12 protein-coding genes are annotated in these 13,981 nt (G+C 70.4%); 8 read left to right on the top strand and 4 right to left on the bottom strand.

Going from position 1 to position 13,981, the window contains the following annotated elements; genetic code table 11:
- The first annotated feature begins 90 nt into the window (after nt 1-90).
- The 4 genes from mfd to HNR51_RS12320 all read left to right on the top strand — a co-directional run bounded on the left by mfd (nt 91) and on the right by HNR51_RS12320 (nt 5,092).
- Entirely contained in the window at nt 91-3,693 is a 3,603-nt protein-coding gene (gene mfd, locus HNR51_RS12335; protein ID WP_182555123.1) for a transcription-repair coupling factor, read from the top strand.
- Between the two features lie 347 nt (nt 3,694-4,040).
- The gene (locus tag HNR51_RS12330) at nt 4,041-4,250 is read left to right on the top strand and encodes a cold-shock protein (protein ID WP_012456372.1); all 210 of its coding nucleotides are present in this window, start codon (nt 4,041-4,043) and stop codon (nt 4,248-4,250) included.
- A 104-nt stretch (nt 4,251-4,354) separates the two neighbouring features.
- Nucleotides 4,355-4,723 (top strand): DUF6481 family protein, encoded by a 369-nt coding sequence (locus HNR51_RS12325; RefSeq protein WP_012456373.1) that lies wholly within the window; start codon nt 4,355-4,357, stop codon nt 4,721-4,723.
- Between the two features lie 171 nt (nt 4,724-4,894).
- Nucleotides 4,895-5,092, top strand: coding sequence for a hypothetical protein (locus HNR51_RS12320; RefSeq protein WP_012456374.1), 198 nt, complete (start codon nt 4,895-4,897; stop codon nt 5,090-5,092).
- A gap of 192 nt (nt 5,093-5,284) precedes the next feature.
- On the opposite strand, the gene HNR51_RS12315 is transcribed toward HNR51_RS12320, so the two are convergent.
- Both HNR51_RS12315 and HNR51_RS12310 read right to left on the bottom strand, forming a co-directional pair.
- Complete coding sequence (locus HNR51_RS12315; RefSeq protein WP_012456375.1) at nt 5,285-5,626, bottom strand: hypothetical protein; 342 nt, start codon at nt 5,624-5,626, stop codon at nt 5,285-5,287.
- 244 nt (nt 5,627-5,870) lie between these two features.
- Nucleotides 5,871-7,259, bottom strand: coding sequence for an AMP-binding protein (locus HNR51_RS12310; protein ID WP_373325204.1), 1,389 nt, complete (start codon nt 7,257-7,259; stop codon nt 5,871-5,873).
- Between the two features lie 195 nt (nt 7,260-7,454).
- Here HNR51_RS12310 and HNR51_RS12305 point away from each other — a divergent pair, with 195 nt between their 5' ends.
- A complete protein-coding gene (locus HNR51_RS12305) occupies nt 7,455-8,729 on the top strand; it encodes an ATP-binding protein (RefSeq protein WP_182555121.1) in 1,275 nt (424 codons plus the stop codon).
- Nucleotides 8,730-8,809: 80 nt separating this feature from the next.
- Nucleotides 8,810-9,172 carry a response regulator gene (locus HNR51_RS12300; protein ID WP_141953600.1) on the top strand — a complete coding sequence of 121 codons (363 nt, stop codon included), beginning with the start codon at nt 8,810-8,812 and terminating at the stop codon, nt 9,170-9,172.
- 10 nt (nt 9,173-9,182) lie between these two features.
- On the opposite strand, the gene HNR51_RS12295 is transcribed toward HNR51_RS12300, so the two are convergent.
- A complete protein-coding gene (locus HNR51_RS12295; protein ID WP_182555120.1) occupies nt 9,183-10,817 on the bottom strand; it encodes an acyl-CoA synthetase in 1,635 nt (544 codons plus the stop codon).
- A 140-nt stretch (nt 10,818-10,957) separates the two neighbouring features.
- Nucleotides 10,958-11,152 (bottom strand): hypothetical protein, encoded by a 195-nt coding sequence (locus HNR51_RS12290; RefSeq protein ID WP_003599068.1) that lies wholly within the window; start codon nt 11,150-11,152, stop codon nt 10,958-10,960.
- A gap of 261 nt (nt 11,153-11,413) precedes the next feature.
- Between HNR51_RS12290 and HNR51_RS12285 the strand changes: the two genes are divergently transcribed.
- Complete coding sequence (locus HNR51_RS12285) at nt 11,414-13,222, top strand: ArnT family glycosyltransferase (protein ID WP_182555119.1); 1,809 nt, start codon at nt 11,414-11,416, stop codon at nt 13,220-13,222.
- Complete coding sequence (locus HNR51_RS12280; protein WP_182555118.1) at nt 13,219-13,977, top strand: glycosyltransferase family 2 protein; 759 nt, start codon at nt 13,219-13,221, stop codon at nt 13,975-13,977. Before HNR51_RS12285 ends, HNR51_RS12280 begins: the two co-directional genes overlap by 4 nt.
- Nucleotides 13,978-13,981: the final 4 nt, after the last annotated feature.

Here is a 13,981-nt window from a genome sequence, read left to right as displayed (position 1 = left end):
TCGCTCCGCACCTCAGGATGAGGGGAATGGTTTGGATCGAGGGTGATCCACGCTCCGTCCCGATCCGTTTCCCCTGATACATTACGCCCGATGGCCAAGCCCCAACCCAAGCCCCAATCCAAGCCGTCTGCGCCGAAGCCGCAGACCGCGCGCTTCGCCCTGCCGAAATCGGCGCCGCTGACCAAGGCGCTCGATGCGATCCGCCGCGGCGACAGCCCGACGCTGGCCTCCGTGCCCGACGGCTTCGACGCGCTGGTGGCGGCCGACCTCGCACGCGCCCTGTCGAGCACCTTCGAGGGGCCGGCGGTGCTGGTCCATGTCGCCCGCGATTCGGGGCGTTCCAACGCCTTCCAGAACGCGCTGAAATTCGTCGCTCCCGAGATCGAGGCGATGAGTTTCCCGGCCTGGGACTGCCAGCCCTATGATCGCGTCTCGCCGAACGCCGCGATCGCCGCGCAGCGCATGACCGCGCTCTCGCGGCTGACCCGCTCGCGCTCGTCCGAGGAGAAGCCGCGCATCCTCTGCACGACGGTGAACGCCCTGGTGCAGCGGGTGCCGCCCCGCGCCCGGGTCGCGGTCGAAACGTTTTCGGCGGCGATCGGCAACGTGGTGCCGATGGACAAGGTCGTCGCCTGGGTCGAGGCCAACGGCTTCCTGCGCACGGGGACGGTGCGGGATACCGGCGAATACGCCGTGCGCGGCGGCATTCTGGACCTGTCGCCGCCCGGCCTGCCGAACCCGATCCGCCTCGATTTCTTCGGCGACACCCTCGAATCGATCCGCGCCTTCGATCCGGAGACGCAGCGCACGGTGGGGTCCTTGCGCTCTCTCGACCTCGTGCCGATGAGCGAGGTGCAGCTCACCACCGAGACGATCCGGCGCTTCCGCCAGGGCTACCTGTCGAGCTTCGGCGCGGCGACCCGCGACGACCGGCTCTACGAGACGGTGAGCGAGGGACGGCGCTATGCCGGCCTCGAGCACTGGATGCCGCTGTTCTACGACGGCCTCGACACCCTGTTCGACTATCTCGGCGATGTGCCGATGCTGTTCGACCCGCAGGTCGAGGAGGCGGCGGCCGAGCGGCTCTCCCTGATCCAGGACTATTTCCAGGCCCGCGAGGCGGCGCTGAAGAACCCGCAATCGGGCGTCGCGCCCTACAAGCCGCTGCCGCCGCGCGCGCTCTATCTCACGCCGAACGAGTGGAAGGGGAAGGTCGAGGCCGGCACGGTCGCCCGGCTCACCCCCTTCGCCCAGCCGGATTCGGAGGAGCGCGCCGTGATCGATTGCGGCGCCAAGGCCGGCCGCAACTTCGCCCCCGAGCGGGCCGACGAGGCGGCCAGCGTGTTCGACGCGGCGGTCGCGCATATCCGCGATCTGCAGGCATCCGGGCATCACGTGATCCTGGGATCCTGGTCCGACGGCTCCCGCGACCGGCTCTGCGGCGTTCTGACCGATCACGGCCTAAAGAAGCCCATTGAGATCAACACCTTCACCGCCGTGAACGCGTTGAAGCGCGGCACCGACGTGGCGGTCGCGGTCTGGGGGCTGGAGGCGGGCTTCACCCTCGACAAGCTGGCGGTCGTGGCCGAGGGCGACATCCTCGGCGACCGGCTGGTGCGCCAGAAGCGCAAGTCGAAGCGCCCGCAGGACATCATCCTGGAGGTGCAGGCGCTCCAGCCCGGCGATCTCGTGGTCCATGCCGACCACGGCATCGGCCGCTTCGTCGGCCTCAAGACCGTGACGGCAGCCGGCGCCCCGCACGACTGCCTGGAGCTGCAATATGCCGGCGGCCTGCTGCTGCTGCCGGTGGAGAACATCGAGCTTCTGACCCGCTACGGCTCGGAAGACTCGGAGGTCGCCCTCGACCGCCTCGGCGGCGGGGCGTGGCAGGCCCGCAAGGCCAAGATGAAGCGCCGCATCCTCGAGATGGCGGGCGAACTCATCAAGGTCGCCGCCGCCCGCTTCGTGAAGCCCGCGCCCTCGCTCAAGGCGCCGGAGGGCCTGTACGAAGAATTCGCCGCGCGCTTCGCCTTCCAAGAGACCGAGGATCAGGCCAACGCCATCGATGCGGTGCTCGACGACCTCAATGCGGGGCGGCCGATGGATCGGCTCGTCTGCGGCGATGTCGGCTTCGGCAAGACCGAAGTGGCGCTCCGCGCCGCGTTCGCCGCGGCGATCTCCGGCAAGCAGGTGGCGGTGGTGGTGCCGACGACGCTTCTCGCGCGCCAGCATTACCGGACGTTTGCCGAGCGGTTTAAGGGCCTGCCGATCAACGTGGCGCAGCTCTCCCGCTTCGTCTCCGCCGGCGATCAGCGCCAGACGCGCGCCGGGCTCGCCGAGGGCAAGGTCGATATCGTCGTCGGCACCCATGCGCTGCTGGCCAAGAACGTCGCGTTCAAGGATCTCGGCCTCATCATCGTCGACGAGGAGCAGCATTTCGGCGTGGCCCACAAGGAGCGGCTGAAGGCGCTCCAGGCGGATGTCCACGTGCTGACGCTCTCGGCAACGCCGATCCCGCGCACGCTGCAACTCGCCATGACGGGCGTGCGCGAACTCTCGATCATCGCCACGCCGCCGGTGGATCGGCTGGCCGTGCGCACCTTCGTGACACCGTTCGATCCGCTGCTGATCCGCGAGGCGCTGCTGCGCGAGCGCTACCGCGGCGGCCAAGCGTTCTACGTGGTGCCCCGCATCGAGGATCTCGCCGAGGTCAAGCGCTTCCTCGATCAAGAGATGCCCGAAGTCACGGTGGCGGTCGCCCACGGCCAGATGGCGGCGGGGCAGCTCGAGGACGTGATGACGGCCTTCTACGAGGGCAAGTACGACGTGCTGCTCTCGACCACCATCGTCGAGTCCGGCCTCGACATTCCGACCGCCAACACGCTGATCGTGCACCGGGCCGACATGTTCGGACTGGCCGCGCTCTACCAGCTGCGCGGGCGCGTCGGCCGCTCCAAGGCGCGGGCCTACGCGCTGTTCACCACCCCGGCCAACCGCCAGCTCACGGCCCAGGCCGAGCAGCGGCTCAAGGTGCTGCAGAGCCTCGACACGCTGGGCGCCGGCTTCCAGCTGGCCTCCCACGACCTCGACATCCGCGGCGCCGGCAACCTTCTGGGCGACGCCCAGTCCGGCCACATCAAGGAAGTGGGCTACGAACTCTACCAGCAGATGCTGGAGGACGCGGTCACCGCGCTCAAGGCCGGCATCGAGGAGCCGGTGGAGGAGGCGTGGTCGCCGACCATCGCGCTCGGCGCCCCCGTCACGATCCCCGAGGATTACGTCGAGGATCTCACCGTCCGGCTCGGCCTCTACCGGCGCCTCTCGACGATCGAGAACGACGCCGAGATGGAGAGCTTCGGCGCCGAGCTGATCGACCGTTTCGGCCCGCTGCCGCCCGAGGTGGAGCAGCTCCTCAAGATCGTGACCATCAAGATCCTGTGCCGCGAGGCGAATGTCGAGAAGGTGGAGGCGGGCCCGAAGGGCGTCGTGGTCCACTTCCGCGACAAGTCCTTCGCCAACCCGCAGGGGCTCGCCGCGATGGTCGTGGAGCAGGGCTCCTTCGCCAAGGTGCGGCCGGACATGAGCGTCGTCTTCATCCGCGAACTCGACGGCATCCCGAAGCGCCTGAAGGAGACGACGCAGATCATGCGCGGGCTCGTGACCATCGCCAAACGGGCGAAGAAGGCGGCCTGAGAGGGGAGGCGAGGGGAGCGGCTTGCGCGCCGCCGCCCGTCCTCGCTTCCGCCGCCGGGCCGGGGACGGCCGCAGCCAACGCACGCTACGGGCTGAAGAATCAGTGCGAGCGGCAGGTCATGGCGAAAGACCTGCCAACAATTCTTGCATTGCGAAAAATAAAATGCGGCCTTGATAAAGCTTCAATCGAATTGCATATAAGTTTGATCGATGCGAGGCCGGATTTTCTGGGCCGTGACGCCTCCGCAGGGCGGTTCTCATTTTCCTTCGTGATCGGTGAACTGAAATGTCCGCTGCCTCAGGGCAACGGGCTCTCGATCTGCATCCTGCGGGGACAAGGACCTTTTATGAGCACCGGCACCGTCAAGTGGTTCAACGAGCAGAAGGGCTTCGGCTTCATCCAGCCTGAGGACGGCTCGAAGGACGTGTTCGTTCACATCTCCGCGGTCGAGCGCGCCGGCCTGCGCGGCCTCGCCGAGGGCCAGAAGGTCTCCTACGAGCTGGAAACCGATCGCCGCTCCGGCAAGCAGTCGGCGGGACAGCTTCAGGTCGCGTAATCCGCGCCTGAACCTGAGATATCGAAGCCGCTCCGCTCGGAGCGGCTTTGCGCTTTTTAAGGCCGATGGCTCGCCCTCGAGCCCGGCACGATCAAGGATACTCAGTGAGCTTCAGCAAACAAAACTCCTTCGGCGACCGTCGCCAGGATTCGGCCTCCGCCCGGGAGGCCATGCTCGCCCGCTTCCGCGCCCGCCCCTCCAACGACGATCCGGCCGTGCAGGCCCGCCAAGCGGAGCGCCGCGCGATCGTCGTGGCCCGCGAAGAGCGCGCCAAGGAGCGTGAGACGCAGCGGCGCCTCGAGGCCGAGCGTCTGGCCGCCGAGGCCGCCGCCGAGCGCGCGGCGGAGGCGGCGCGCAAGGCCGCCGAAATCGAGGCCGCCGCCGAGCGCGCCCGTCTCGCCCAGGCCAAGCAGAAGGAGGAGCGGGACGCCCGCTACGCCGCCCGCAAGGCCAAGATCAAGCTGCGCCGCTGACGACCCTCATCCGCGCACCGGGCTGCCCGGTTCGCGGACCTGCCCCGACATGCAGCCGGGCCAGTCTCGTTCGCAGGCGCGACCGGGGCTGGCTTCCGCGCGTTGTCCTGCGGGGCTCTCCTTCGCCGAAGCTTTGTCCCGCTTCGGCGGACGGCATTCGAGGAGACACCGATGATGCATAAGTTCAAGCTCGGCCAGCGCGTCCGCCGCGCCCAATCCTCCCCCCTCGACGAGCGGCTGGGCTTCGGTGCGGTCAGCGAGATCGTCCGCCTGATGCCCGACGATCCGACCGGCGAGCCCTCCTACCGCATCCGCTCGGGTTCGGCGGAGCGCGCCGTCCGCGAGAGCGAGATCGTCGCTGCCGCCTAGAATCGTATCCGACCTGACTGCATCAGGCCGGCGCCTCTAGGTCTTTGTTTTGACGCGCGTTCTTCCGACGAACCGGTGACCACTTCGCCGGAATGCGCTCGCGCCATCCGGCCGAGCCCGTGATGACAGGCATGCACACGAAAAAGGCGGGCTCCCGGCCCGCCTCTGTCATGGCCCCGTTAAGGGAAGGCCCTACAGCTCCGGCTCGTTGAGCACGTAGGGGCCGATACGGCTCTTGAGATCGACCGGTGCGCCGGGGCGGGGCCCCGCGTCGTCCATCTCGATCACCGGGATGCCGCCGGCCCGCATCTGCGCGCGCAGGCGCTCGGCGAGTGCGGCGGTGTGCGGGTTGGTGCTGTTGGAGAGCTGAAGCAGGATCGCCGCGGGACGGGCGATCACGGCCAGGACATCGTCTGCCGCCTCGATCGAGGCGGTGACGCTCGCGTAGCCGAGCCCCGCAAGGTCGGCGGCGAGGGAACGATCGACGGCGCGGCGGCCATCGTCGACGACAAGCACTTGTTGCAGCGCACCCATAAGCTTCAGCGTTACCCCATGTCGCGCCCTGTGTGAAGGGGCACCCCGGATAACCCGCATGGCTACGATTGGTTCGCCGGCCATGCAGATGAGGCGAGCATGGAATCGCCGGGCTGAAGGCCCGATGAACTGCACTGCACAGGTGGCGGAGAGCGGCGGCGGCCCATGCAGTCGTCTTTCAAGCCCTTATTTTATATCCTCTTTTTCCAGGGGTTCGAAAAGGGGGCACCGTTGGCCGCGGCCGTCACCGGCCGGATTGCGCAGGTGCAAAAATTTCTGGTGACGCAGCGGCGTCCGAGGATTCCACCTCCTCGATCGCGGTGGCGAAGCCCGCGAACAGCACCGGCGCGTAGGGCGTCTCCTGCCACGCATTGCCGGGCACGGCCTGCTGATTCCCGCGCTGCAGTGCCGTCACGGCGCAGGCTTGGCCGCGGAAGGCGAGGCGCCCGTCGGGGCCGCGGCGCAGGGACATCAGGGCGGCGGGAAGGGTGAGCCGCTCCAGCTTGCCGAGCACCAGCGAGAGGTCGCTCGTGGTCCCGCGCCGTCCGGAGAGGAGCGCCGTCTCGCCGAAGGCGATCGTATCGATCACCAGATCGGCCCGCAGGCCCTGCGGTCCGCCCGCGGCGCGGCTGCGGCCGGGAAAGCGGGCGGGGGCCCGGTGGACCAGGGCGATGGAGCGCAGCTCGGCCGGCAGGTCGCGGCCGGCGAGGTTCTTCTCGATGAAGGCGGGGGCGACGAGATGCGTCGGGCCCGGCCGCCGCAGGGCCGCGGCGAAGGCGGCGCCGTCGAACAGCGGCATCGTCTCGAGGGTCGCGCCCGCGACGAGCGCGGCGGCGAGCCCGGTGGCGAGGCCGCGCAGGTCGTGCGGGCCGATCAGGCTGAGGATGCGCTCGGTGGGCGCGACCCGCATCGCCACGAGGTGGGCGGCGGCGGCGGCCACCACCGCTTCGCCGCTGCGATAGACCGGCCGTTCGGGATCGCCGCCGACGAAGCTGACGAGGCCCGCCGCGGCGGGGACCGGTCCGGCCGGTTCTCTGGCGGGGCCGTCGAGGACGAAGCGGTCGAGGTTGATCACCCCGTCCGGCACGTCGGGACCGAAGGCGGCGAGGTAGCGCAGGCCGAAATAGCGGGCGGCGACGGCGCAGAGGCGCTCGGCGGGTCTTGCCGAGCCGAGGCGGGCCTGGGTCAGGACCGCGCTCAGGGCCACGTTCTGCGCCGCGGCGAGCAGGCGCTCCTCGTCCCAGGAGACCGGCAGCAGGCAGGCGACATGGCCGGCCGCCTCGACGGCCAGGATCGCCAGGGCGCTCTCGGCCGAGCCCGGCAGGCACAGGCCGATGCGGCTTCCCGGCGGCAGGCGCCAGCTCCGCAGGCCGCGGGCGAGGCGCTCCACGATCTCGGCCGCGGCGGCGTAGGTCCACGTGATGGCGGGCCGGTCGCTCCAGTCCGGCTTGTCGGCGGGATCGACCACCGCGATCCGCTCGGGATGGCGCCGCGCCGTGGCGGAGAGCAGGCTGCCGAGGCTGACCCGCCTCAGCGGAACGTCGGCCGGTATCCCGCGCGAGGCATCCGGCGGGGTCCCGTCCGAGGCTCTCGGCAACGCCTCAGCCTGCATGATTGCCCGTTGCGCCGACACGCGAGCCTGCCCTCGAAGACCATCCCCGGTGATGCGCGAATAGGGTTAAGCAAGACTTAATGTTTGGTCGCCGCCCGCGTCTCGCGTAGAGAATCGGCGCGAGGGGAGGCCGCATCCGCCGGAGAACCCGATTCTGTCTAGCTTGCGCCTGCGCGGCCTGTAGGATCCTGCGTAGAGGAGCCGGGGACCGGAGCGATGCTCGAACTTCTGCGGCGGCTGTGGGAAGTCGAGAACCTCTCGCCCCACGGCATCTGCCTGCTCTGGCGCCCGGAGCTGATCTGGACCCACGTCGTCTCGGATAGCCTGATCGCCTTCGCCTATTTCTCGATTCCCGTCGGGCTCGCCTATTTCGTGTCCCGCCGCCGCGACGTGGTGTTCGGTTGGATGTTCTGGTCGTTTGCGGTGTTCATCACCGCCTGCGGCGCCACGCATCTCATGGCGATCTGGACGCTCTGGGTGCCGGATTACGGGCTGGAGGCGGCGGTCAAGCTCCTCACCGGCCTGGCCTCGATCGGCACGGCGGTGGCGCTCTGGGTGCTGATGCCGAAGGCGCTGACGCTGCCGTCGCCCACCCAGCTCCGGCAGGCCAACGAGGCGCTCGAGGCGCGGATCGCCGAGCGCGATGCGGCGCTCGCCGCGCTGGAGGCTGCCAATGCCGAGCGCGCGCGCGCCGAGGAGGCGCTGCGTCAGAGCCAGAAGATGGAGGCGATCGGCCAGCTCACCGGGGGCGTGGCCCACGACTTCAACAACCTGCTCAACGTGGTGCTGCTCAATCTCGACCGGGTCGAGCGCGGCTTGGCCCCGGACAGCCCCCTGCGCCGGCGCCTGGACGACGCGGTGAAGGGCGCCGAGCGGGCGGCGACGATGACGCACAAGCTGCTGGCCTTCGCCCGGCGCCAGCCGCTCTCGCCGGTCAGCACCGACGTCAACGCGCAGATCGCCTCGTTCGCCGAGTTCGTCCGCGGCACGATCGGCCCGCGGATCCGGCTGGAGACCGACTTCGCCCCGGACCTGCCGCGGGTGAACATCGATCCGAACCAGCTGGAGAACGCGCTCCTCAACCTCGCCGTCAATGCCCGCGACGCGATGCCGGAGGGGGGCACGCTCACCCTCGCCACCCGGCCGCTGCCCGAGGGCGACGGCTTGGCCGTCGAGGTGTCCGACACCGGGATCGGCATGGCGCCGGAGATCGAGGTGCGGGCCTTCGAGCCGTTCTTCACCACGAAGCCGCTGGGGCAGGGGACCGGCCTGGGGCTCAGCCAGGTCTTCGGCTTCGCGCAGCAATCGGGCGGCAGCGCCGCCTTCGTGCGCCGCGAGCGGCCCGGCACCACGGTGCGCCTGGCCTTTCCGTCGCAGGCGCCCGCCGGGCGGGGCCCGATTGCGGCGCGCCCGGCTCCAGCCTCGACAGCCCCAGCCTCCGGGCCGGGCTTCGTCGCGCCGCTGCGACCACCGGTCCCCGTTGCGAGTTGAGGTGCCGGCGCGTCCTGTGCCGCCGCGCCGCCGAAGCGCGGGACCCGTCGAAGGATCACGAGAGGAGCAGAGGGGGAGGGATGGCCGACAAGCGGACGGTGCTCGTCGTCGAGGACGAGGAGATGCTGCTCAACGCCGTGATCATGGAGTTCGAGGATGCCGGCTTCGCCGTGCTCAGCGCCGGCACCGCGGAGGAGGCCTACGGCCTGCTCCAGGGCGCGGAGCGGGTCGATCTCCTGTTCACCGACATCCGCCTGCCGGGCCAGCTCGACGGCTGGGATCTCGCCGAGCGCGCCCGCGCCCTCCACCCGGCGCTGCCGGTGATCTACGTGACCGGCTACAGTGCCGAGCAGCCGCGGCAGGTGAGTGCGAGCGTGCTGGTGATGAAGCCCTACCGCATGACCGCGATCATGAACGCCGCGCAGCAATTGGGCTTGGGGTGAAGCGCAACCCTCACGCCTCCCGCGCCTTCTCCCGCAGCACGAACTTCTGCACCTTGCCCGTCGAGGTCTTGGGCAATTCGCCGAACACCACGTGGCGCGGCAGCTTGTAGGGGGCGAGCCGCTCGCGGCACCACGCGACCAGTTCCTCGGAGGTCGCCTCCCGCCCCTCCTTCAGCTCGATGAAGGCGCAGGGCGTCTCACCCCACTTCGCGTCCGGCTTGGCGACGACCGCGGCGGCGGCGACCGAGGGGTGTTTGAACAGCGCGTCCTCGACCTCGATCGAGGAGATGTTCTCGCCGCCTGAGATGATGATGTCCTTCGAGCGGTCCTTGAGCTGGATGTAGCCGTCGGGGTGCTTCACCCCGAGATCGCCGGAGCGGAACCAGCCGCCCTTGAAGGCGGCCTGCGTCGAGGCCGGGTTCTTGAGGTAGCCGCGCATCACCACGTTGCCGCGGAACATCACCTCGCCGAGACTTGTCCCGTCGGCGGGCAGTGATTCCATCGTCTCGGGATCGCGCACATCCAACTCTTCCAGCACAGGGTAGCGCACGCCCTGGCGGGCCTTCTTCTTCGCCCGCTCGTCGGGGGCGAGCGCGTCCCACTCTTCGTGCCAGGCATTCACCACCGCCGGACCGTAGGTCTCGGTCAGACCGTAGAGATGGGTGACGTTGAAGCCGGCCTCGCCCATGGCGGCGAGCACCGCCTCGGGCGGCGGCGCGGCGGCGGTGAGGAAGTGGACGCGGTGGGGCAGGGGGCGCTTCTGGTCCTCGGGGGCGTTCAGGAGCGTCGACATCACGATGGGTGCCCCCGACAGGTGGGTGACGCCGTGCTCGGCCAAGGCCGCGTACATCGCCGGCGCCCGCACCTGCCTGAGGCAGACATGGGTGCCGGCGACGATCGACAGCGTCCAGGGGAAGCACCAGCCGTTGCAGTGGAACATCGGCAGGGTCCAGAGATAGACCGCGTGCTGCGGCAGCCCGGCGGTGATGACGTTGCCGAGCGAGAGCAGGGCCGCGCCGCGGTGGTGGTAGACCACCCCCTTCGGATCGCCCGTGGTGCCGGAGGTGTAGTTCAGCGAGATCGCGTCCCACTCGTCGTCCGGCATCGCCCAGTCGAAATCGGGATCGCCCGCGGCGAGGAATGTTTCATAGTCGCCGGCCTCGCCCAAGGGACCGCCCTCGCCGGAAAATTCCGGGTCGTCGTAAGCGATGACGAGGGGCGAGACGCCGGCCCGGTCGAGCGCCTCGCGGCCGATCTTCGCGAACTCGCGATCGACGATGAAGAGCTTGGCCTCGCCGTGGTCGAGGCAGAAGGCCAGCGCCGCCGCGTCGAGACGGGTGTTGAGGGTGTTGAGCACCGCCCCCGTCATCGGCACGCCGTAGTGGCACTCGATCATCGCGGGCGTGTTGGCGAGCAGCACCGCCACCGTGTCGCCGCGGCCGATGCCGCGGGCGGCCAGGGCCGAGGCCAGGCGGCGGCAGCGGGCGTAGAGCTCGGCGTAGGAGCGGCGCAGCGGGCCGTGGATCACCGCCACTTGGTCCGGGAAGGTACGGGCGGCGCGGTCGAGATAGGTCAGCGGCGTGAGCGGTTGATAGTTGGCCGGATTCCGGTCGAGATCCCGGTCGTAGATCGTCGCGCGCGCCATGGTCCCGCCTCCCGTTTGGGGGCAGACTAGCGGAGCTCTGCAGAGGAGACGACAGAGAAAAGGCCCCGCGGGCGCGTGCCCGGGAGCCTTGTTCGGTCAGGTTCGAGGGATTTGGGGCGAAAACGGCTGAAAGGGGCCGATCAACGCTCCCGGCCGCTGAGGAGCTTCTCCAGGGCGGCGAGCCCGCTGCGCTCGGCGGCCTCTTCCGTGGTCTGCACGCGATCCGCGCGCTGGAAGAGCTTGCCGTTCCGGCGGATGGCCCAGGTGAAGTGCCCAGCCGGGCGCTCGCAGGCTTCGATTTCGAGGGTGTAGGGATTTGCGCTGTTGTTTGCCATGGAGAGGCATATAGGGTCGCCCTCCCGGCCCGGCTACCCGCCGGGTGCATGGTTGCGTTGCTTTTTGCGGGAAGGCCCGCACCCGGCGAAGCTTTGCCGCGCCTTGCTCCACCGCATTTGACAATCCCGGCGGGATCACCGACACGGCGCCCCGGCCGGATGCGGGCCGCCGCCGGCCCGAACGTTCCGCTCGCCCGAGCCGCCGATGCCCGTTTCCTCCCGCCCGAGCCAGACCGTGCCGAAAGCGGGCAGCCTCCGCCGATGACGAGCCTCAGTGCCGGTCCGTCCGCGCCCGTGCGCATGGACCTTTCTCGACCGCTCGGCGGTGCCGTGACGCTCGCGGACCGGGTGCTGGGCTTCGGTGCGGCGAGCCATGTCCGGGCCTGCCTGCTGCTCCTGCTGATCGGCCTCGCGAGCTTTCTGCCGGGCCTTGCCTCGCTCCAACCGATGGACCGGGACGAGCCGCGCTTCGCGCAGGCCTCCAAGCAGATGCTGGAGACGGGCGACCTCGTCGATATCCGCTTCCAGGCGGAGGCGCGCCACAAGAAGCCGGTCGGCATCTACTGGGCGCAGGCCGCCGCGGTCGCGGCCGGCGAGGCGCTCGGCGTGCCGCGCGCCCGCACGCAGATCGGGCTCTACCGGATCCCCTCGCTCGTCGGCGCGCTGGCGGCGATCCTCCTGACCTACTGGGCCGCTCTCGCCCTGCTCGACCGGCGCCGGGCGCTGCTCGCTGCGGCTTTGTTTTCCGCCTGCATCATGCTCTCGGCGGAAGCGCGGCTCGCCAAGACCGACGCGCTGCTCACCGCCTGCTCGGTCGCCGCCTTCGGCGCGCTCGCCCGCGCCTGGCTCGGGCGCGCCCGGCTGGAGCGGCGGCGCGGCCCGGCCTCTCTCGGAACGGCTCTGGTCTTCTGGCTCGGCATCGCCCTCGGCATCCTCGTGAAGGGGCCGATGGTGCCGCTGTTTGCCGGCCTCACCGCCCTGGTCCTGTGCCTGCGCGAGGGCTCGGCCCGCTGGCTCCTCGACCTGCGCCCGCGCTTAGGGCTTCTCCTCACCCTCGCCGTCGTGGCGCCGTGGTTCCTGGCGATCGCCTGGAAGAGCGGCGGCGCCTTCTTCGGCGAGGCGGTGGGGCGCGACATGCTCGGCAAGGTCGGCACCGGCGCCGAGAAGCACTGGGGCCCGCCCGGCGCCTACGCGCTCGCCTTCTTCGCCACCTTCTGGCCGGGCGCGGCCTTCGCCGCCCTCGCCATTCCCTTCGCCTGGAGGCAGCGGGGAGAGGAGGCGGTGGCGCTGCTGCTGGCCTGGATCGTGCCGATGTGGCTGATCTTCGAGGCGGTGCCGACCAAGCTGCCGCACTACGTCCTGCCCCTGATGCCGGCGGTGGCGATCCTCACCGTGCTGGCGCTCACGCGCGGCGCGCTCGATCCGCGCCGCCCGGGCGCGCGCTGGGTGGCCGGCCTCGTGGTGCTGATCCCGGTCGGGCTCACGCTCGGCCTGAGCCTCGCCGCTTGGCGGCTCGACCACGCCCTGCCGCTCGCCGCCCTGCCGCTTCTCCTCGCCGCCTGCGGCCTCGCGATCCTCGCCTGGGCCGCCTTCGCTCAAGGGGCCGGGCAGAGGGCCGGGCAGAGGGCCGGGCAGGGGGCCGGGGAGGGCGCCAGAGAGGGGGCTCTCGCCCTCGGCGTCGCCGCCTCGGTGCTGCTGTCGGGGGGCGTGTTCGGCCTGACCCAGCCGGTGCTTCAGAGCCTCAAGGTCTCGCCGCGGCTCGCCGCGATCCGCGACGCCCTGCCCTGCGCGGCGCCGCTTGTGGCGAGCCTGGGTCTTCGCGAGCCGAGCCTCGTCTTCACCATCGGCACGGATCTGGCCATGCTGAATTCCGGCGCGGAGGCCGCCGCCTTCCTCCGTGAAGGAGGCTGCCGCCTCGTGCTGGTCGAGGACCGGTTCGCGGCTGAATTCGCCGCCGCGGAAGGTGGACAGCCGCTCAGCCCCGCCGGCCGGGTCACGGGCTTCAACATCAACGGCGGCAAGCCGGTCGGGGTCTCCGCCTACGCCGCGCTGCCGGGCGCCACACCATGAGCATGATCAGCGAAACCGAGCCGCCGCGCCTCAGCGTGGTGGTGCCGGTGAAGAACGAGGCCGGCAACATCGCGGCCCTGGTGGCCGAGATCGGCCATGCCTGCCACAACCTCGCGCCGTTCGAGGTCATCTACGTCGATGACGGCTCGACCGACACGACGCTGGCCACCCTCCGGGGCCTGCAAGCGAAGCACCCGTGGCTTCGTGTGGTGCGCCATGATCGCAGCGGCGGCCAGAGCGCGGCGGTGCGCAGCGGCGTGCTGCGCGCCCGCGCCCCCGTCATCGCGACGCTCGACGGCGACGGCCAGAACGACCCGTCCTTCATCCCCGTGCTCTTCGCCGCTCTCGACCAGGGCGGCGCGGGCGTCGGCCTGGCGCAGGGCCAGCGGATCGGCCGCAAGGGCGCGTGGAAGCAGTTCCAGTCCCGGATCGCCAACGGCGTGCGCGGAAAAATCCTGAAGGATGCCACCCGCGACACCGGCTGCGGGCTCAAGGTGTTCCGCCGCGAGGTCTACCTCGCGCTGCCCTATTTCGACGCGCTCCACCGCTTCATGCCGGCGCTTGTCACCCGCGAGGGGTTCGGCGTGGTCCACCGCGACGTCGTCGACCGGCCGCGCTTCACCGGCCGCTCGAATTACGGGATGTTCGACCGCCTCTGGGTCGGCATCCTCGATCTTGCCGGAGTCTGGTGGCTGATCCGGCGGCGGCGCCCGGCCCCGCGGGCCGAGGACGTGCCGCAGAGCGAGACCCGGTGACCCC

The sequence above is a fragment of the Methylorubrum thiocyanatum genome, assembly GCA_014138645.1.
In the GTDB taxonomy this organism is placed as follows: Bacteria; Pseudomonadota; Alphaproteobacteria; order Rhizobiales; family Beijerinckiaceae; genus Methylobacterium; species Methylobacterium thiocyanatum.
Note: the sequence above shows the minus strand (reverse complement) of the source record. Positions and strands in the feature narration are given on the sequence as shown.

Bases quoted from the DNA above. Each gene is read 5' to 3' on its own strand.
- HNR51_RS12300 (WP_141953600.1), top strand. From the start codon at position 8,810: ATGGCCGACAAGCGGACGGTGCTCGTCGTCGAGGACGAGGAGATGCTG.
- HNR51_RS12285 (WP_182555119.1), top strand. From the start codon at position 11,414: ATGACGAGCCTCAGTGCCGGTCCGTCCGCGCCCGTGCGCATGGACCTT.
- mfd (WP_182555123.1), top strand. From the start codon at position 91: ATGGCCAAGCCCCAACCCAAGCCCCAATCCAAGCCGTCTGCGCCGAAG.
- HNR51_RS12295 (WP_182555120.1), bottom strand. From the start codon at position 10,817: ATGGCGCGCGCGACGATCTACGACCGGGATCTCGACCGGAATCCGGCC.
- HNR51_RS12320 (WP_012456374.1), top strand. From the start codon at position 4,895: ATGATGCATAAGTTCAAGCTCGGCCAGCGCGTCCGCCGCGCCCAATCC.
- HNR51_RS12330 (WP_012456372.1), top strand. From the start codon at position 4,041: ATGAGCACCGGCACCGTCAAGTGGTTCAACGAGCAGAAGGGCTTCGGC.
- HNR51_RS12315 (WP_012456375.1), bottom strand. From the start codon at position 5,626: ATGGGTGCGCTGCAACAAGTGCTTGTCGTCGACGATGGCCGCCGCGCC.
- HNR51_RS12280 (WP_182555118.1), top strand. From the start codon at position 13,219: ATGAGCATGATCAGCGAAACCGAGCCGCCGCGCCTCAGCGTGGTGGTG.
- HNR51_RS12290 (WP_003599068.1), bottom strand. From the start codon at position 11,152: ATGGCAAACAACAGCGCAAATCCCTACACCCTCGAAATCGAAGCCTGC.
- HNR51_RS12305 (WP_182555121.1), top strand. From the start codon at position 7,455: ATGCTCGAACTTCTGCGGCGGCTGTGGGAAGTCGAGAACCTCTCGCCC.